The sequence below is a fragment of the Pseudoduganella sp. UC29_71 genome (genome assembly GCF_042693265.1).
In the GTDB taxonomy this organism is placed as follows: Bacteria; Pseudomonadota; Gammaproteobacteria; order Burkholderiales; family Burkholderiaceae_D; genus Rugamonas.
The window spans coordinates 3223030-3240868 of the sequence record NZ_CP170549.1 but is presented as its reverse complement, the minus strand read 5'-3'; the positions used below and the strand labels follow the sequence as shown (position 1 = coordinate 3240868).

Sequence of the window (17839 nt, the reverse complement as noted above, 5' to 3'; positions counted from 1 at the left end):
GTAGCGGTAACTGAGAGGTAACATGGTTTCTATCGCAGCGCTGAATAGCGCAACGTCGGACCAGTTGGTCCAGGGCCTGTCGGCCGAAGACGGCGCGCGGGTGCTGGCCGCGCTTGACCTGGCCAGCGCAGCGTATGGCGACAAGACGTGCAGCAGCGGCCAGAGCGCGTTCGACTTCGCCGTCGGCGTGGCCAGCACGCTGGCTTTCCTGCGCATCGATGCGGAAACCCGCGTTGCCGGCCTGATGTTCGAAGCAACCCTGCTCGACCCATCCCAGGCCCCGAATATCGAACCCAAATTCGGCCCCGCCGTGGCGGAACTGGTCAGCGGCGTGCGCCAGCTGATCCGCCTGCGCGAGCTGACCCAGACCCACCCGGCCAGCGCGCCCGGGCGCGGCAAGAACGCGGCCCAGCAGGCTGTGGCCCAGGTGGAAACGCTGCGCAAGATGCTGCTGGCAATGGCCAGCGACATGCGCGTGGTGCTGGTACGCCTGGCCTCCTGCGTGACCACCTTGCGCTATTTCGCCGACATCAAGCGCTTCGACGAGGTGACCCATGCCTACGGCCGCGAAACGCTGGACCTGTACGCGCCGCTGGCCAACCGGCTCGGCATCTGGCAGCTGAAGTGGGAGCTGGAAGACTTGTCGTTCCGCTTCATCGAACCGGAAACGTACAAGCGCATCGCCAAGATGCTGGAAGAAAAGCGCATGATGCGCGAGGGCTTCGTCTCGTCCTCCATCACGCGCCTGCAGAACGAACTCAACAGCGCCGGCATCAAGGCCGAAGTGTTCGGCCGGCCCAAGCACATCTATTCCATCTGGAGCAAGATGCGCGGCAAGGAGCTGGACTTTTCGGAACTGTACGACGTGCGCGCCTTCCGCGTCATCGTGGACGACGTGAAGACCTGCTACACGGTGCTGGGCGTGGTGCACAACATCTGGACCCCGATCCCGAAGGAATTCGACGACTACATCTCGCGCCCGAAGCCGAACGGCTACCGTTCGCTGCACACGGTGGTGACGGCCGACGACGGCCGGCCGCTGGAAGTGCAGATCCGCACCCAGGAAATGCACAACTTCGCCGAGTACGGCGTGGCGGCGCACTGGCGCTACAAGGAGGAGGGCGGCTCCAACTTCCAGGGCCAGAAATACGACGAGAAAATCGCCTGGCTGCGCCAGCTGCTGGCCTGGAAATCCGACGTGGCCGACACCGTGGTGGGCCAGGAGGAGGTGCAGCGCGAGTGGGTGGAAAAGCTGAAGTCGGCCTCGCTGGACGACCGCATCTTCGTGCTCACGCCGCAGGCGCGCGTGCTGGAGCTGCCGGTGGGCGCCACGCCGATCGACTTCGCCTACCACCTGCACAGCGACGTGGGCCACCGCTGCCGCGGCGCGCGCGTGGACGGCATCATGGTGCCGCTGAACACGCCGCTGAAGAACGGCCAGACCTGCGAAATCATCACCGCCAAGGGCGCGCCCGGCACGGCGGGGCCGTCGCGCGACTGGCTCAACCCGGAATACACGGTGGCCACCCGCACGCGCTCCAAGATCCGTGCCTGGTTCCACGCCATCGACCAGCAGGAAACGCTGTCGCACGGCCGCGCCATGGTGGAGAAATCGCTGCAGCGCGAGGGCAAGACCGCCGTCAACCTGGAGGCGCTGGCCAACAAGCTCGGCTTCGCCAAGGTGGACGACATGTTCATCTCGGTGGGCAAGGAGGAATTCAGCCTGCGCCACGTGGAGCAGGCGCTGCACGACACGGGCGAGCCGGTGGAAGTGGAAGATGCGGTGGTGCTGGGCAAGAGCCGCGCTTCCAGCGTGGAGCAGGGCGCCAAGTCGGGCGTGCTGGTGGTGGGCACGGACGGGCTCATGACGCAGCTGGCCAAGTGCTGCAAGCCGGCGCCGCCGGACAGCATCGTCGGCTTCGTCACGCGCGGCAAGGGCGTGTCCATCCACCGCGCTACATGCAAGAACTTTGCTGAAATGCGCGCCAAGGCGCCGGAGCGCGTGATCGTCACCGAGTGGGGGCGCGGGGTCAACGAGACGGTGTACCCGGTCGGCATCTTCGTGCTGGCGGGCGACCGCCAGGGCCTGCTGCGCGATATTTCCGAGATCTTCTCGCGCGAAAAGCTCAACGTGATCGGCGTGAACACGCAAAGCGCGAAGGGGCAGGCGCGCATGACCTTCACCGCGGAAATCGGTTCCACGGCGCAGCTGCAGAAGGCCTTGTCGGCGATTGCCGAAGTCAGCGGCGTGCTGGAGGCGCGCCGGTCGTGACGTGTTGGCGGGTTACGGCGCTGCGCGCCTAACCCGCCCTACGGTGATATAGGCGGGGAGGCTGCGTAGGGCGGGTTAGCACGCAGTGCGTAACCCGCCGCACTACTGCGCCAGCTCCGCCTGCAAGGTGACGTGGTCGATGCCATGCCGCACCAGCAGCATGGCCTTGATGGCGGCCAGGATGGCCGGCCAGTCCTGCAGGTCGCGCACTTCGATGTGCCCGATCAGCGCCGGCTGGCCGGGCGACATCGACCACACATGCAGGTCGTGCACGGATTCCACGCCCGGCACCTGTTCCAGGTCAGCCCCTACTTGCAGGTAGTCGATCTGCCCGGGCACGCCCTCCATCAGGTGGTGGTAGGACTCGCGCAGGATGTCCACCGTCGATTTCAGGATCAGCAGCGACACCAGGATGGACAGCAGCGGGTCGATCTGCATCCAGCCGGTGTACCAGATCACCGCGCCCGCGATCAGCGCGGCGACCGAGCCCAGCAAATCCCCCATCACATGAACCAGCGCGGCGCGCGTGTTCATGCTCTTCTGGTCATGCGACAGCACCCACGCCACCGCCAGGTTCACGCACAGGCCGATCCCTGCCACCACGAACACCGTGCCGCCCTGCACCTGCTGCGGCGCGCTGAAGCGCTGCACGGCTTCAAACACGATCCAGCCCACCACGCCCAGCATCAGCAGGCCGTTGACGAAGGCGGCCAGGGCCTCGGCGCGGCCGAAGCCGAAGGAATAGCGCGCGGACGGCGGCCGCTTGGCGATCAGTTGCGCCAGCAGGGCCAGGCCCAGCGCGGCGGCGTCGGTCACCATATGGCCGGCGTCCGAGATCAGTGCCAGCGAGTTAGCCAGGAAGCCGAACACCGCTTCCACGCCGGCAAAGCCCAGGGTCAGCGCCACCGCCCAGCCCAGTACTTTCAGGCTGCGGTCTCCCGTGTAGTGCTTGTGCTTGGCGTCGCCGGCGCGGTGCGCGTGCAGGTGCGTGGTGTCGGTATCGGTGTGCATGGTCATTTGTAGGTGCCGCAAGTAATGACGTACTGGCCGACCTGGCGGAACCAGGCCGATTTTGCCTGCATCTGCCGCGTCAGCGGATGTACCCATTTATAGTCGACCGGACCTTGCTGGCCTTTGCTGGCTTTGTCCAGGATTTCGCGCACGAAGTATTTGTCGTCCTCGTCGCGGTAGTCGTACACGTTGAGGCCGACCAGGCGCGGAATGGCCCCGTGCGCCATTACCTTACCATGCTTGTTGTAAATAACGATGTAGAGGTCGCGGTAGATGAAGCGGCCCTTGGGATTGCTGGCTTCGAAGAAGGTCTTGGCCGGTCCCTGGTCCACCAGGTAGGCGGCGGTCTTGTTGATCAGGTCGAGGGCGTCGGCCGGCGTGCCGTGGTCGCTGGCGCGCGCGCCCAGCGCAAGCAGCGCGGCGGCCAGGAAAGTTAACAACTGTTTCATATTGTTGGTATTTTGCGTAACAACTGAATATAGCATAGTGGGCTAGAGCAATGTTTTCACATTTGCCCCTTGCGGAGTCGATTTTCACTCTCTATAATGCTGGTCTTCGGGCGGTTAGTTCAGCTGGTTAGAATACTTGGTCGACATCCAAGGGGTCGGGGATTCGAATTCCTCACCGCCCACCAGAACATGTAGTAAGATGGTTTTTGTAGTAAAAGCAGTACCTTAGGGCGGTTAGTTCAGCTGGTTAGAATACTTGGTCGACATCCAAGGGGTCGGGGATTCGAATTCCTCACCGCCCACCACCAACATTATGTAAGAGCGAGAAAGGCAATCCGGTTATGACACCGCGAACTACTACCAAGGTTAGTAAGTAACGCTAGTCACCGGCTTTCTTTTGCTATCACATTTGAAGAAAAACGCGGCTAGCCCGCGTTTTTTTTCGTCCGCAGTTCCCTGTCGCAGTTTCCCAATTTCGTTTCACCCACTATCCGGCATTTGTGCCGACTGGAGAGCATGATGGTTGCAGTCCGACTTCCCGATGGTTCCGTGCGTCAGTTCGACGCGCCAGTAACGGTGGCCCAGGTGGCCTCCAATATCAGCACCAGCCTGGGCAAGGCCGCGCTGGCAGGCAAGGTTGACGGCAAGGTCGTCGATACCTCCTTCCTGATCGAGAAGGACGCCGACGTCGCCATCGTCACCGACCGCGACGCCGAAGGCCTGGACGTGATCCGCCACTCGACCGCCCACTTGCTGGCCTACGCCGTCAAGGAGCTGTTCCCGGACGCGCAAGTGACCATCGGCCCGGTGATCGAAAACGGCTTCTACTACGACTTCTCGTACAAGCGCCCGTTCACCCCGGAAGACCTGGTGGCGATTGAAAAGAAAATGGCCGAGCTGGCCAAGAAGGACGAGCCGGTCACCCGCAAGGTGCTGCCGCGCGACGAGGCCGTGGCCTACTTCAAGTCCATCAACGAACACTACAAGGCCGAGATCATCGCCTCGATCCCGTCCAATGAAGACGTGTCGCTGTACACCGAAGGCAAGTTCACCGACCTGTGCCGCGGCCCGCACGTGCCGTCGACCGGCAAGCTGAAGGTGTTCAAGCTGATGAAGCTGGCCGGCGCCTACTGGCGCGGCGACTCGAAGAACGAGATGCTGCAGCGTGTCTACGGCACCGCCTGGACCAAGAAGGAAGACCAGGAGCAGTACCTGTTCCAGCTGGAAGAGGCGGAAAAGCGCGACCACCGCAAGCTGGGCAAGCAGCTGGACTTCTTCCACTTCCAGGACGAGGCGCCGGGCCTGGTGTTCTGGCATCCGAAGGGCTGGACCATCTGGCAACAGGTTGAGCAATACATGCGCAACAAATACCAGGTGAACGGCTACCAGGAAGTGAAGGCGCCGCAGATCCTCGATTCCAGCCTGTGGGGCAAGACCGGCCATTGGGACAACTACCGCGAAAACATGTTCGTGACGGAATCGGAAAACCGCTCCTACGCCCTGAAGCCGATGAACTGCCCGGGCCACGTGCAGATTTTCAACAGCAATATGCGCTCCTACCGCGACCTGCCGCTGCGCTACGGCGAGTTCGGCCAGTGCCACCGCAACGAGCCGTCCGGCGCACTGCACGGCATCATGCGCGTGCGCGGCTTCACCCAGGACGATGGCCACATCTTCTGCATGCACGAGCAGATCGAGCCGGAAGTGGTGGCTTTCCACACCCAGGCGATGGAAGTGTATGCCGACTTCGACTTCACCAATATCGACGTCAAGCTGGCGCTGCGCCCGGACAACCGCATCGGCACCGACGAGGTGTGGGATGAGGCGGAGGAAGCGCTGCGCTCGGGCCTGCGCGCCTGCGGCGTGGAATGGACCGAGCTGCCGGGCGAGGGCGCCTTCTACGGCCCGAAAATCGAATACCACCTGAAGGATTCGCTGGGCCGCCCATGGCAGGTCGGCACCATGCAGGTCGACTTCTTCATGCCGCAGCGCCTGGGCGCCGAATACGTGGCGGCCGACAACTCGCGCCAGGTGCCGGTCATGCTGCACCGTGCCATCGTCGGCTCGCTGGAGCGCTTCATCGGCATCCTGATCGAGAACTACGCGGGCGCGCTGCCGATGTGGCTGGCACCGGTGCAAGTGTCGGTGCTGAACATCTCCGATGCGCAGGCCGACTACGTGAACGATGTGGCCGCCAAGCTGCGTAAACAGGGCTTCCGCGTGCAGACCGATTTGCGCAACGAGAAGATTACGTATAAAATACGCGAACATTCCGTCCAAAAACTGCCGTACATCCTTGTTGTCGGCGACAAAGAGCGGGATGCCAATACTGTGGCCGTGCGGGCACGTGGGAATGTCGATCTGGGCGTAATGACCCTCGACGCCCTGGTTGAGCGACTCCAGCAGGACGTTGCCAACAAAGCCTGACTCCGAGGAAACTCGCATACCGGCCGTTCATCAGATTTTTAAAGGAAACTACAATAGCTACTGACAAGTCGCATCGCATCAATGGCGAAATCACCGCTCCCGAAATGCGTCTGAGCGGGGTTGACAACGAACCGCTCGGTATCGTGAGCCTGGCCGAAGCCTTCCGCCTGGCGGAAGAAGCGAACGTCGACCTGGTGGAAATCGCCCCAACGGCGAATCCACCAGTCTGCCGTCTGATGGACTACGGCAAGTTCAAGTATTCGGAGCAGAAGAAAGCCCACGAAGCGAAGCTCAAGCAGAAAGTCATCTCGGTCAAGGAAGTCAAATTCCGCCCCGGCACCGATGACGGCGATTACAATATCAAGCTGCGCAACCTCATCAAGTTCCTCGATGAAGGCGACAAGACCAAGATCACGCTGCGTTTCCGCGGCCGTGAGATGGCGCACCAGGATATCGGTTTCCGCATGCTCGAGCGTCTGAAGGCTGACCTGGAGCCGTACGGCCAGGTCGAGCAGTTCCCGAAGATGGAAGGCCGCCAGATGATCATGGTCCTGGCGCCGAAGAAGAAGAAATAAGAAGAATTTGCGGAATTTGATATATAATCGCGTTCCGCAAAATGTAGTGGCCGTCGTGAGAAGGGCCGCTGCATCAACAAGTGAAAGCAGGCCTCTAAGCGCAGCGTAGTGCTGCCACCTGCAATCCTGTTAATTTGGAGCTGCCCGTAAGAGGGCAGATGTGTTATGCCAAAAATGAAGACCAAAAGCTCCGCGAAAAAGCGTTTTCGCGTGCGTCCAGGTGGTACCGTCAAATCGGGTATGGCTTTCAAGCGCCACATCCTGACCAAGAAGACCACCAAAAACAAGCGTCAGCTGCGTGGTACCCGTAACATCAACGCGTCGGACGTCACGTCCGTACTGCGTATGATGCCTACCGCTTAATCTCACACTCATTTAAGGAGCTAATATGCCTCGAGTAAAACGTGGGGTTACTGCGCGTGCCCGTCATAAAAAAGTACTGAACCTGGCCAAGGGTTACCGTGGTCGTCGTAGCAAGGTATACCGTATTGCCAAGCAAGCAGTGATGCGCGCTGGCCAGTACGCATACCGCGACCGCCGTAACAAGAAGCGCGTCTTCCGCCGCCTGTGGATCGCCCGTATCAACGCCGCTTCCCGTGAGCATGGCGTGACCTACAGCGTATTCATGAACGGCCTGAAGAAGGCGAACATCGAGCTGGACCGTAAGGTTCTGGCCGATATGGCTGTGATGGACAAGCCGGCCTTCGCCGCGATTGTCAACACCGTCAAAGCACAAATCGCTGCCTGATATCAGCGTTTGATGCGTAGCGCTGCTTCCGGCAGCGCATGAGAGCGGGGCAAGGTGTGAACCTGTGCCCCGTTTTTAATTTCCACGACAGGAATATTGCATGAACTCCCTGGAAGAACTGGTCGTCTCGGCACGTGCTGACTTTATCGCCGCCGCAGACGCCGCCGCACTTGAAAACGCCAAAGCCAAGTATCTGGGCAAGACCGGCCAGATCACCGACATGATGAAGGGCCTGGGCAAGCTCGACCCGGACGCGAAAAAAGCGCAGGGCGCGCTGATCAATGCCGCCAAAGTGCAGATCGAAGCCGCGCTGACCGCGCGCCGCGACGCCATGGCCGAAGCCCAGCTGCAAGCCCGCCTGAACGCGGAAGAGATCGACGTCACCTTGCCAGGCCGCGGCCGCGCCGGCGGTGGCCTGCACCCTGTCATGCGCACCTGGGAGCGCGTGGAGGAAATCTTCCGCTCGATCGGCTTCGACGTGGCCGGCGGCCCGGAGATCGAAACCGACTGGACCAATTTCACCGCACTGAACAGCCCGGAAAACCACCCGGCCCGTTCCATGCAGGACACCTTCTACGTGGACGGCAACGACAGCACCGGCAAGCCGCTGCTGTTGCGCACCCACACCAGCCCGATGCAAGTGCGCTACGCGCGCAGCCACACGCCGCCGATCAAGGTGATCGCGCCGGGCCGCACCTACCGCGTCGACAGCGATGCCACCCACTCGCCGATGTTCCACCAGGTCGAAGGCCTGTGGATCGCCGAGGACATCAGCTTCGCCGACCTGAAGGGCGTGTACCTGAACTTCGTCAAGGCCTTCTTCGAGACCGACGACCTGCAGGTGCGCTTCCGCCCCTCGTATTTCCCGTTTACCGAACCGTCGGCCGAGATCGACATCGCCTTCGGCAGCGGTCCATTGAAGGGCCGCTGGCTGGAAGTGTCCGGCTCCGGCCAGGTGCACCCGACGGTGGTGCGCAACTTCGGCCTCGATCCCGAGCGCTACATCGGTTTCGCGTTCGGCTCCGGCCTGGAGCGCCTGACCATGCTGCGTTACGGCATCAACGACCTGCGCCTGTTCTACGAAGGCGACCTGCGTTTCCTGAAACAGTTCAACTGAGGCACCACGAATATGCAATTCTCTGAAAATTGGCTGCGCACTCTCGTCGATCCGAAAATGACGTCGGATGAACTGGCGCACATGCTGACCATGTCCGGCCTGGAAGTGGAAGAAGTGGAGCCGGTCGCTCCGCCGTTCTCGAACGTGGTCGTGGGCCACGTGCGCGAAATGGCCAAGCACCCGGACGCGGACCGCCTGAACGTCTGCCAGGTGGACGTGGGCACCGGCACCTTGCTCAACATCGTGTGCGGCGCGCCCAACGTGCGCCCGGGCCTGAAAGTGGTGTGCGCCATGGCCGGCGCCGTGCTGCCGCCGGGCGCCGACGGCAAGCCGTTTGAAATCAAGGTGGGCAAGCTGCGCGGCGTGGAGTCGCAGGGCATGCTGTGCTCGGCCAAGGAACTGAAGCTGTCGGAAGAGGGCTCGGGCCTGCTGGAACTGCCGGACGACGCGCCGGTGGGCCAGAACTTCCGCGACTACTACGCGCTCAACGACCTGAAGTTCACCATCAAGCTGACTCCGAACAAGGCGGACTGCCTGTCGGTGCTGGGCGTGGCGCGCGAAGTGTCGGCCCTGACCGGCGTGCCGCTGAACCTGCCGACCTTCCGCCCCGTGCCTGTCACGATGGACGAAGTGCTGCCGGTGAAGGTCTCGGCGCCGGACCTGTGCGGCCGCTTCTCCGGCCGCGTGATCCGCAACCTGAACGCCAAGGCGGCCACGCCCGAGTGGATGAAGCAGCGCCTCGAGCGCAGCGGCCAGCGCTCGGTGTCGGCGCTGGTGGACATCTCCAACTACGTGATGCTGGAACTGGGCCGTCCTACCCACGTGTTCGACCTGGCCAAGATCCACGGCGGCCTGGACGTGCGCTGGGGCAAAGCCGGCGAGACGCTCAAGCTCCTGAACGGCAACACCGTGCCGGTGGACGAGTGGGTCGGCGTGATCGCCGACGACAAGGAACTCGAATCGCTGGCCGGCATCATGGGCGGCGACGCCACGGCGGTGTCGCTGGAGACCGAATCGATCTACCTGGAAGCGGCATTCTGGTGGCCGAACGCCATCCAGGGCCGCGCCCGCAAGTACAACTTCTCGACCGACGCGGCGCACCGCTTCGAGCGCGGCGTGGACTACGCCACCACCGTGGAGCACATCGAGCGCATCACCTCGCTGCTGGTGGAAATCTGCGGCACCCCGGCCACGCAAGTCGGCCCGGTGGATGACCAGATCGTCAACGTGCCGCAGCCCAAGCCGGTGCAGATGCGCACCGCGCGCGCCCAGAAGGTCATCGGCGTGCCGCTGACCGACGAGGTGGTGGCCGACATCTTCACCCGCCTCGGCCTGCAGTTCACGCTGGACAATGGCGTGTTTTCCGTGACCGCGCCTTCCTACCGTTTCGACATCGAAATCGAGGAAGACCTGATCGAGGAAGTCGCCCGCGTGTACGGCTTCGAGAACATCCCGGCCGTGGCGCCGGTGGCGCCGAACACCATGCGCATCGCGCCCGAGAACACCCGCTCGCTGTTCGCCGTGCGCCACCAGCTGGCCGACCTCGGCTACCAGGAAGTGGTGAACATGAGCTTCGTGGAAGCCCAGTGGGAACTGGACTTCAGCGGCAACGACAACCCGATCAAGCTGCAGAATCCGATCGCCAGCCAGCTGAGCGTGATGCGCTCCTCGCTGATCGGCAGCCTGGTGGCCAATGTGCGCTACAACCTGAACCGCAAGACCAACCGCGTGCGCGTGTTCGAGCTGGGCGCGATCTACCAGCGCGACGCCTCGGTGCAGGACGGCCCGCTGAGCGTGGCCGGCTACAGCCAGCCGCAGCGCGTGGCAGCCCTGGCCTACGGCCCTGTCGCCGACGAGCAGTGGGGCCAGGCGACCCGCCTGGTGGACTACTTCGACGTGAAGGCCGACCTGGAACAGCTGTTCGCGCCGCAAACGCTGCGCTTCAGCAAGGCCGCGCACCCGGCGCTGCATCCCGGCCGCTCGGCAAACATCGAGCTGGACGGCAAAGTGATCGGCTTTATCGGCGAATTGCATCCGCGCTGGCTGCAGAAGTACGACCTGCCTCAGGCGCCGGTGTTGTTCGAAGTGGACGCCGTTGCTTTGCAGCAACGCAATGTGCCGAAGTACAGCGAGATCTCCAAGTTCCCGGGCGCCACGCGCGACCTGGCGCTGGTGGTCAAGCAAACTGTGCCGGCGCAGGATCTGCTCGACGCCTTCGCTGCCGCGCAGGCTGTCCACGCGCATGGCAAGCTGGTGCAAGCCATTGTTTTGTTTGATGAATATCGCGGCAAGGGGCTGGAAGCGGACGAGAAATCGCTTGCTTTCCGCTTTAGCTTGCAAGATACTCAAAATACCCTGCAGGACGACGTGGTGGACGCTGTGATGAGTGCGCTGGCTGAATCGGCGATGCAAAAACACGGCGCCAGGCTGCGCGCGTAAGCAGGTTCTAAGCGGGCTTTAAGCCGCCGAGGGCAATATGCCAATCCGGAATCCGGCCACCGCCGGGTTCCTGTTCTTTTTATAGGCAGGGCAGCAAAATTAATAACAACGACGTTGATACCGCCGTACTCGAATCCGCCCTGGATGCCGAGCTGCACAGCGCGATGCTGGTGGCGAAGGTGCGCCAGGAAGCGGAAAAGGACATGCCGACGCTGACCAAGGCGGAGCTGGCAGAGTTGCTGTTCGAGCAGGTTGGACTGAACAAGCGTGAAGCCAAGGACATGGTGGAAACCTTCTTCGACGAGATCCGCAATGCGCTTGAGCGCGGCGAGGCCGTGAAGCTGTCCGGTTTCGGCAATTTCCAGCTGCGCGACAAGCCGCAGCGTCCCGGCCGCAACCCGAAAACCGGCGAAGAAATTCCGATCACGGCGCGCCGCGTCGTCACCTTCCACGCCAGCCAGAAGCTGAAAAGCATGGTCGAGGAGAGCAATCCCATGGCGCGTGCCGCCTGAGTGAGGCCGCAGGATGAACGATAGGCCAGGCAAGTCCGAACTGGTGGTGTTGCCGCCGATTCCCGCCAAGCGCTATTTCACGATAGGCGAGGTCAGCGAGCTGTGCGGCGTCAAGCCGCACGTGCTGCGCTATTGGGAGCAGGAATTCACCCAGCTCAAGCCGGTCAAGCGGCGCGGCAACCGGCGCTATTACCAGCATCATGAAGTGCTGCTGATACGGCGTATACGCGAATTGCTATACGAGCAAGGATTCACCATCAGCGGCGCACGCAACAAACTCGATAGCCGTAGCGCCGACACAGCGCAGGCAGGGTATGATGGAGAGTACGAGCGCGAAGCGCCTGCGGTAGCGGCGCCACCGCCATTGGACCGGGACATGATACGCAGCGAACTGCTTGCCATTCTCGGTCTGCTTAGCTGAGCAGCGCGCCGCTGGCGCCTTTTTTTTCGCGTGCACTAGTAGTGCTACAATAATAAGATTATGATTTTGTTAGCGGAAGCGCGGGGACTTTCCCATGCAAGGAAGACACGAGGGAACACATGATACGCGTTGCCATATGTGACGATCATCAAATAGTAAGAGCCGGCTTCAAGCAGATTTTCTCGTCCGCGGACGATTTCAGTGTGGTTGCGGAAGGTAGTACGGGGCGCGAAGCGCTGGATATTGCCCGCCGCGAGATTTGCGACGTGCTGTTGCTGGACATTGCCATGCCGGATCAGTCCGGCATTGATACCCTGCGTACCATACGCCAGGGCCAACCGGACCTGCCAGTGCTGATCTTGTCCGGCTACCCGGCGCAGCAGTACGCGCTGAACCTGTTCAAGATGGGCGCCAACGGCTATCTGAACAAGGAATGCGAGGCGGACGAGCTGATCACGGCCGTGCGCACCGTGCACCAGGGCCGGCGCTACGTCAGCTCGCAGGTGGGCGAACTGCTGGCGCAAAGCTTCGACCGCGATCCCAACACGGCGCTGCATACCGAGCTGTCGGACCGCGAGTTCCAGGTGTTCCTGCGCCTGGCGCGCGGCGCCACTGTCAGCGACATCGGCGTAGCCTTGTCGCTGAGTATCAAAACGGTATCCACCTACCGCACCCGCATCATGGAAAAAATGGGCCTGCAATCGAATAGCGATCTGACCTATTATGCTATGAAGAACAACCTGCTGGATTAAGCTGGACCAGCGCCTCAACGGGCGCGCACGTTAGGAAACTGATGCGGCGCAGCAAAAAACGGCAGGGTCTATAATGGCCCTGCCATAACGGCTGCTCATCTAGCGAAGGATGCCTATCAGGATGTATTTCACCGTCGACGCGGCGCCCCATCACAAACTGCCTCTCTACAAGACCGTATTGTGCGTCACTTGCGCGCTAATACTGATCGTGAACGGCTTTAGCCTGTTTCACAACCTGCAGTCGCTCAAGGGCGCCAACTTCCTGTTAAGCCAGTCCTCGCGGGTGGCCGAACGCCTGCAATACCTCAACGTGCTGGTGCTCGACGCCGAGAGCAGCATGCGGGGGTACTTTGTATCCGGCAAGGAATCCTACCTGGGGCCAACGCGCACCGTCACGCTGGAAACCGAAACCGAATTCAAGGAACTGGAAAACCTGCTGGCCGACAGTCCGTCGCAGCTGAAGAACCTCGCCCAACTGCACAGCGTGGTGCGCCGCAAGCTGGCGCTGATGAGCGAATCTATCGAAGTCTACCGGCATGGCGGGCTGGACGAAATCGTCAACATAGCCAAGGTCAGCGACGACCGCGCTTCCATGGACGAGTTGCGCCTGCTGGTCGTTATCATGGTGCAGGAGCAGAACGAAACGCTGGCTGCGCGCAGCGCCAGCTTCTACCAGCAATACCAGAAGGCGGTGCTGCTGGGCATGGGCATCAACGCGGTCGCCATCGTGGTGCTGATCATGTTCTACCAGCTGGTGCGGCGCAGTTTCCGCAACCAGGCTGCGGTCGAGCACGCCCTGCAGATGTCGAACGACACCCTCGAATCCATGGTGGCGCAGCGTACCGAGCAGCTGTCGGTGCTGTCGCGCCACCTGATCAGCATCAGCGAAGAGGAAAAAGTGCGGCTGTCGCGCGAACTGCACGACGAGATGGGGGCGCACTTGACGTCCATCAGCATGGACCTCGGCGCCGTCATGCACCAGTTGCAGAAGACCGATCCGGAACTGGCTTCCCAGCTCAAGCGCGCACGCGCCACCTTGCTGGAAGCGGTGGAGATGAAGCGCCGCATCATCGAGAACCTGCGCCCCAGCTTGCTGGACAATCTCGGCCTGTGCGCCGCCATCGAAAGCTATTGCGAAGAATTCAGCCGCATGTCCGCGCTGCCGTGCCAGACCGACATCGCCAGCCACATCGACGGCATTGCCAAGGCGCGCGACTCCAGCCTGGCCATCGCCTTGTTCCGCATCGTGCAGGAATCGCTGACCAATATCCGCAAATACGCGCGCGCCACCAAGGTGACGGTGACGCTTCAGTGCAGTGAAGAGTTGCTGGTGCTGCGTGTGATAGACGACGGTGTGGGGATAGAGTCGAATACGCTGGTGAAGCCGATGTCGCATGGCTTGCTGGGGATGCGCGAGCGGGCACTGCTGCTGGGCGGCACCCTCACCATACGGCGCGGCCGCAATGACAAGGGTACCTGCGTCGAAGTGCATATTCCGCTGCGCGCCAAGGTTGATCTGAGCGAGCAGTGCGAGCCTAGCAGCCCGCCACGTCCACCAGCAGGCGATCGTATTCCGTCTTCGCCACCTTATAGCACTCGCCCGCGTAGCGTTCCAAGCCTGAACGATCAATGACGGTGATGTTGCCGCGGCGGTAGGTGATCAGGCCGTCGTCCTGCAGCTTGCCGGCGGCGGCGGTGATGCTCTCGCGGCGCACGCCCAGCATGATGGAAATCATTTCCTGGGTCACTTTCAGCTCATTGCTCAGCGAGCGGTCCAGGCGGTCCAGCAGCCAGCGGCACAGCTTCTGCTCGATCGAGCTGTGGCGGCCGCCTACGGCGTTCTGGGCCATCTGCGCGAACAGCGCGTGGTTGTAGCGCATCAGCAGTTGGGGCAGGGCGCCGCCCTGGTTGAACGCTTCGCGCAGGTGCTGCGCTTTCAGGCGGTAGCCGTAGCCGGCGCTCTGCACCACGGCGCTGCACATGGCGCGCTCGCCGGGGAACATCGACACACCTACCACGCCTTCATGGCCGACCACGGCGATCTCGGTGGTGGCGCCGTCTTCCATCACGTACAGCAGGGACACAATGGCAGTGGTGGGGAAGTACACATTCTCCAGCTTGCTGCCGAATTCGAACAATTCCTTACCGAATGGCAAGGTCACCAGTTCCAGGTGTTCAAACAGGGATTCCAGGACTTCACGAGGCAAGGCGGCCAGCAGTTCGTTCTGCTGTGTACCGCTATAGCTGACAACCGGCCGGGACGCAACTTTGAATTCCCGCGAGCCTACAGGCATCGTCTGGGAGAGCGACTGTTTTGCGGTATCGCTGCTAAGTTGAGTGTTGTTCATTTTATTCCTCACAGGCTAAGTACGGGGCAGCGGTGGACGCCGGCTTGCATCTCCAGGTGGGCTTCTGTTCTCGCTCCACTTTATCCATCGCGTTGTTAGCACTTTAGGTCTCTATGTACTTTACGAACATAAGACGGGGCACCGCCCCCGTGTAGGCTGCATGCATGGCTCCTTGTCAGCCTAGTCCTACTGCAACAAATGGAGGCAGGCGTGGGAACTGGGGAGGTAACAGGCCGGAAGTGCGATGGGAACCGGTTCCTACGAAGATGAAGTGGCCTGGCGTTCCCGGGCGCAGATTGACGGCGTCCCGCGCCAGTTGCGCGGGGGGCTTGGTGTCGCTCTAGAGCTCGACGTAGAGCACCATCGCGCCTTGCTCCTCCAGCGCGGGGATCAGGTGGTGCGGCGCAAGCCGGAGATGAAAAGCCCGGAACGCAGCCCCTGGTTCAGTATGTCGGGATGCAGCAGGGATTGTGCTATCGAGGCCGCCAGCGCCGGGCGGGCGAAGTAGTAGCTCATGGGAATTACCCCCAATTATCCATTGGGATAATTATGCGCCCCAAATAATCAGCCGAGCAGGCGTTCGCGCTTGCGGGAGACGATGGTCGGCTTGTTGGCGCTGCGTTCGTGGGCCGGGGCAACGGTTGCCAAGACGGCGGGGAGCGCCGATGGGGCGGGCTGGCCGTCCAGGCGGAAGCGGCTGACGGCCTGCCCCAGCTGGGCCGCTTCTTCGTGCAGGCGGTCCGCTCCCACAGACGCTTGCAACACCAGGGCGCCGTTCTGGCGCGTCATGTCGTCGATGCGGGCGAGGGCGTGGTCGACCTGCTCGATCTCGCTGCGCTGCACCGCTTCGGCGGCGCTGATCTGCTCGATGATGGCAGCGGTCTGCTGCACCGACTGCACCACCTGCGTCATGGTGGCGCCGGCCGAGTTCACCAGCGCGCTGCCGGCTTCCACTTCTTTCACCGAATCGACGATCAGTTTCTTGATTTCCAGCGCGGCGGCGGCCGAGCGCTGCGCCAGGCTGCGCACTTCGCCTGCCACCACGGCGAAGCCGCGGCCCTGTTCGCCGGCGCGGGCCGCTTCCACCGCTGCGTTCAGGGCCAGGATGTTGGTCTGGAAGGCGATGCCGTCGATGACGCCGATGATGTCGCTGATCTTGTCCGAGCTGGCGCGGATGCCGGCCATGGTGTCGACCACGGCCGCGACGCTGCGCCCGCCATGCTGGGCGATCTCGGATGCGTTTTGCACCAGTTTGCGGCCGTGCTCGGCATGCGCGGCGTTGCGCTGCACGGTGGCCGTCAGTGCGCGCATGGAGGCCACGGTGGCGGACAGGTCGCCGGCCTGCGCTTCGGTGTGGCCGGACAGGGCGGTGTTGCCGCTGGCCAGTTCGTCGGCGCCGTCGGCAATGCGGCCGGCGCCGCTGCGGATGTCGTCCACCAGCGCCACCAGCGCTTGCGTCATGGTGCCGAATGAATTGACCAGGCTGCCGATCTCGTCGCGCGCGGGGGAGCTGATTTCCAGGGTCAGGTCGCCGGCGGCGGCGGCCTGCACGGCACGGTTCAGGCTGCCCACGTCGCGGGCGAAGGACAGGTAGAAGCCGGCGAACAGCACGGCGGCCACGGCCAGCGCGGCGCCGACGGCGGCCAGCATCAGGTTGCGGCGCAGCTGGTCGCGCGCCATGCGCTCGGCCAGCAGCTGGTCCAGCGCCTTGGCGGAGGCGGCGGCAAAGCCGTACAGCTTGCCGATCGCCTCGTTGCCGGCAGCGCTGAATTCCTTGCCGCTGGTCTGGTTGTAGGAGTTGCTCACTTCGTTCTTGTTGCGTTCCAAAAAGGCCAGCGCTGCAGGGACGGCAGCCAGGTGCGGCTGCAGCGCCGGTTTCAGCGGCGGGTTGTGCAGCAGGATGGCGTCGGCCTGCGCGGGCAGGCGTTCCAGCTGGTAGCGGGCCAGCATGGCGGTGGCGTTCAGCAGTTGGTCTTCATTGCCCTCGAACAGGCCGCTGTCGATGTAGGCGGCGCCGCGCGCGGCGATCACGGACAGGTCTTCCGCCACTTCCGGCACGGTCTTCTGGAAGGCCGCGATCAGGTAGTGGGTTTGCACTTCGGGGTCCAGGCTCAGGCTGGAGCGGTCGGCTACCGTAGCGCTGAGCCTGGCGATGCGGGCCAGCAGCGCGCCGTGCAGGGCGATGCTGTCCTTGGCGTCTATCGTGGCCTGGCGCTCGGCCAGCGTGTTCCAGGCCTGGCGCACGGCGGTCCAGTCCGGCAGCGCGGCCAGGCTGGCGGCGTTCTGCTGCCAGCTGTCCAGGCGCTGGATGCGGGCGCCGATGTCGGCGCGCAAGGGGGCACCGTCCAGCGGCTGGCGCGCGGCCAGCCGCAGGCGCTCCAGCGCACGGTGCTGCTGCGCCAGCTGGCTGACTTGCTGTAGCTGGCTGATGTAGGCGACACCCAGTTGCTCGCGCTCGGTGACATCCAGCGATTTGTGCAGTTCGCGCACCAGCAGCGTTGTCACCAGCAGCAACGGGAGCAGGAAGGTCAGCGTCACCAGCATGAATTTGGGGAACAGGCGCAGGCGTTGCATCAAGGCGATGGCGGGGCGAAATAGGGTATTCATCAATGTTTTGCGTCATAAAATTGCCATGTCGCAATGGTGCCTGCCAAATGTGACGTCTTCGTGAATTAAATCCGCCGTCTTGTGAGTATTTGATAGATTTTCCGACGCGAAATGTGTCATTCTTGGTAGAATTTTCCTCGTGGGAAGTTAAATTGCATTTG

Annotated in this window: 16 protein-coding genes and 2 tRNA genes; 13 read left to right on the top strand and 5 right to left on the bottom strand. The window is 62.5% G+C overall.

Annotated elements, in window-relative coordinates; all coding sequences use genetic code 11:
* The first annotated feature begins 22 nt into the window (after nt 1–22).
* A complete protein-coding gene (locus ACFJI2_RS14185; protein ID WP_377705601.1) occupies nt 23–2272 on the top strand; it encodes a RelA/SpoT family protein in 2250 nt (749 codons plus the stop codon).
* A gap of 102 nt (nt 2273–2374) precedes the next feature.
* Here the strand turns inward: ACFJI2_RS14185 and ACFJI2_RS14180 are convergent, their stop codons facing one another.
* Entirely contained in the window at nt 2375–3289 is a 915-nt protein-coding gene (locus ACFJI2_RS14180) for a cation diffusion facilitator family transporter (RefSeq protein WP_377705600.1), read from the bottom strand.
* Entirely contained in the window at nt 3286–3732 is a 447-nt protein-coding gene (locus tag ACFJI2_RS14175; protein WP_377705598.1) for a cache domain-containing protein, read from the bottom strand. The genes ACFJI2_RS14180 and ACFJI2_RS14175 overlap by 4 nt, the downstream gene beginning before the upstream one ends.
* Before the next feature lie 108 nt (nt 3733–3840).
* On the opposite strand from ACFJI2_RS14175, the gene ACFJI2_RS14170 reads away from it, so the two are divergent.
* The 12 genes from ACFJI2_RS14170 to ACFJI2_RS14115 all read left to right on the top strand — a co-directional run bounded on the left by ACFJI2_RS14170 (nt 3841) and on the right by ACFJI2_RS14115 (nt 14356).
* A tRNA-Val gene (locus ACFJI2_RS14170) sits at nt 3841–3917 on the top strand.
* Between the two features lie 43 nt (nt 3918–3960).
* A tRNA-Val gene (locus ACFJI2_RS14165) sits at nt 3961–4037 on the top strand.
* 214 nt (nt 4038–4251) lie between these two features.
* Nucleotides 4252–6159, top strand: a complete 1908-nt coding sequence (gene thrS / locus ACFJI2_RS14160; protein WP_028833834.1) for a threonine--tRNA ligase — start codon at nt 4252–4254, stop codon at nt 6157–6159.
* 29 nt (nt 6160–6188) lie between these two features.
* Nucleotides 6189–6734, top strand: coding sequence for a translation initiation factor IF-3 (gene infC / locus ACFJI2_RS14155; RefSeq protein ID WP_377705838.1), 546 nt, complete (start codon nt 6189–6191; stop codon nt 6732–6734).
* A 165-nt stretch (nt 6735–6899) separates the two neighbouring features.
* Nucleotides 6900–7097, top strand: coding sequence for a 50S ribosomal protein L35 (rpmI, locus tag ACFJI2_RS14150; RefSeq protein ID WP_028101212.1), 198 nt, complete (start codon nt 6900–6902; stop codon nt 7095–7097).
* A 25-nt stretch (nt 7098–7122) separates the two neighbouring features.
* The gene (gene rplT, locus ACFJI2_RS14145) at nt 7123–7482 is read left to right on the top strand and encodes a 50S ribosomal protein L20 (RefSeq protein WP_028833836.1); all 360 of its coding nucleotides are present in this window, start codon (nt 7123–7125) and stop codon (nt 7480–7482) included.
* 100 nt (nt 7483–7582) lie between these two features.
* Nucleotides 7583–8599, top strand: coding sequence for a phenylalanine--tRNA ligase subunit alpha (gene pheS / locus ACFJI2_RS14140; RefSeq protein ID WP_107868562.1), 1017 nt, complete (start codon nt 7583–7585; stop codon nt 8597–8599).
* A 12-nt stretch (nt 8600–8611) separates the two neighbouring features.
* On the top strand, nt 8612–11038 hold the full coding sequence (pheT, locus tag ACFJI2_RS14135) for a phenylalanine--tRNA ligase subunit beta (RefSeq protein ID WP_377705596.1): 2427 nt from the start codon (nt 8612–8614) through the stop codon (nt 11036–11038).
* A 164-nt stretch (nt 11039–11202) separates the two neighbouring features.
* A complete protein-coding gene (locus ACFJI2_RS14130; protein ID WP_057157010.1) occupies nt 11203–11550 on the top strand; it encodes an integration host factor subunit alpha in 348 nt (115 codons plus the stop codon).
* A gap of 13 nt (nt 11551–11563) precedes the next feature.
* On the top strand, nt 11564–11971 hold the full coding sequence (locus ACFJI2_RS14125; RefSeq protein ID WP_107868564.1) for a MerR family transcriptional regulator: 408 nt from the start codon (nt 11564–11566) through the stop codon (nt 11969–11971).
* A 119-nt stretch (nt 11972–12090) separates the two neighbouring features.
* Nucleotides 12091–12723 carry a response regulator transcription factor gene (locus ACFJI2_RS14120; protein WP_056391326.1) on the top strand — a complete coding sequence of 211 codons (633 nt, stop codon included), beginning with the start codon at nt 12091–12093 and terminating at the stop codon, nt 12721–12723.
* Between the two features lie 121 nt (nt 12724–12844).
* Nucleotides 12845–14356, top strand: coding sequence for a CHASE3 domain-containing protein (locus ACFJI2_RS14115; protein ID WP_107868565.1), 1512 nt, complete (start codon nt 12845–12847; stop codon nt 14354–14356).
* Here the strand turns inward: ACFJI2_RS14115 and ACFJI2_RS14110 are convergent.
* From ACFJI2_RS14110 to ACFJI2_RS14100, 3 genes are all read right to left on the bottom strand, one after another.
* Nucleotides 14259–15071 carry a Crp/Fnr family transcriptional regulator gene (locus tag ACFJI2_RS14110; RefSeq protein WP_107868566.1) on the bottom strand — a complete coding sequence of 271 codons (813 nt, stop codon included), beginning with the start codon at nt 15069–15071 and terminating at the stop codon, nt 14259–14261. The genes ACFJI2_RS14115 and ACFJI2_RS14110 overlap by 98 nt on opposite strands.
* Before the next feature lie 390 nt (nt 15072–15461).
* Entirely contained in the window at nt 15462–15587 is a 126-nt protein-coding gene (locus ACFJI2_RS14105; protein WP_377705594.1) for a hypothetical protein, read from the bottom strand.
* Nucleotides 15588–15635: 48 nt separating this feature from the next.
* Entirely contained in the window at nt 15636–17678 is a 2043-nt protein-coding gene (locus tag ACFJI2_RS14100) for a methyl-accepting chemotaxis protein (protein WP_377705593.1), read from the bottom strand.
* Between the last annotated feature and the right edge of the window lie 161 nt (nt 17679–17839).

Excerpts from the sequence above, each read along its gene's own strand:
- ACFJI2_RS14185 (WP_377705601.1), top strand. The coding sequence starts at position 23 with ATGGTTTCTATCGCAGCGCTGAATAGCGCAACGTCGGACCAGTTGGTC.
- ACFJI2_RS14180 (WP_377705600.1), bottom strand. The coding sequence starts at position 3,289 with ATGACCATGCACACCGATACCGACACCACGCACCTGCACGCGCACCGC.
- ACFJI2_RS14175 (WP_377705598.1), bottom strand. The coding sequence starts at position 3,732 with ATGAAACAGTTGTTAACTTTCCTGGCCGCCGCGCTGCTTGCGCTGGGC.
- thrS (WP_028833834.1), top strand. The coding sequence starts at position 4,252 with ATGGTTGCAGTCCGACTTCCCGATGGTTCCGTGCGTCAGTTCGACGCG.
- rpmI (WP_028101212.1), top strand. The coding sequence starts at position 6,900 with ATGCCAAAAATGAAGACCAAAAGCTCCGCGAAAAAGCGTTTTCGCGTG.
- rplT (WP_028833836.1), top strand. The coding sequence starts at position 7,123 with ATGCCTCGAGTAAAACGTGGGGTTACTGCGCGTGCCCGTCATAAAAAA.
- pheS (WP_107868562.1), top strand. The coding sequence starts at position 7,583 with ATGAACTCCCTGGAAGAACTGGTCGTCTCGGCACGTGCTGACTTTATC.
- pheT (WP_377705596.1), top strand. The coding sequence starts at position 8,612 with ATGCAATTCTCTGAAAATTGGCTGCGCACTCTCGTCGATCCGAAAATG.
- ACFJI2_RS14130 (WP_057157010.1), top strand. The coding sequence starts at position 11,203 with ATGCTGGTGGCGAAGGTGCGCCAGGAAGCGGAAAAGGACATGCCGACG.
- ACFJI2_RS14125 (WP_107868564.1), top strand. The coding sequence starts at position 11,564 with ATGAACGATAGGCCAGGCAAGTCCGAACTGGTGGTGTTGCCGCCGATT.
- ACFJI2_RS14120 (WP_056391326.1), top strand. The coding sequence starts at position 12,091 with ATGATACGCGTTGCCATATGTGACGATCATCAAATAGTAAGAGCCGGC.
- ACFJI2_RS14115 (WP_107868565.1), top strand. The coding sequence starts at position 12,845 with ATGTATTTCACCGTCGACGCGGCGCCCCATCACAAACTGCCTCTCTAC.
- ACFJI2_RS14110 (WP_107868566.1), bottom strand. The coding sequence starts at position 15,071 with ATGAACAACACTCAACTTAGCAGCGATACCGCAAAACAGTCGCTCTCC.
- ACFJI2_RS14105 (WP_377705594.1), bottom strand. The coding sequence starts at position 15,587 with ATGAGCTACTACTTCGCCCGCCCGGCGCTGGCGGCCTCGATAGCACAA.
- ACFJI2_RS14100 (WP_377705593.1), bottom strand. The coding sequence starts at position 17,678 with ATGAATACCCTATTTCGCCCCGCCATCGCCTTGATGCAACGCCTGCGC.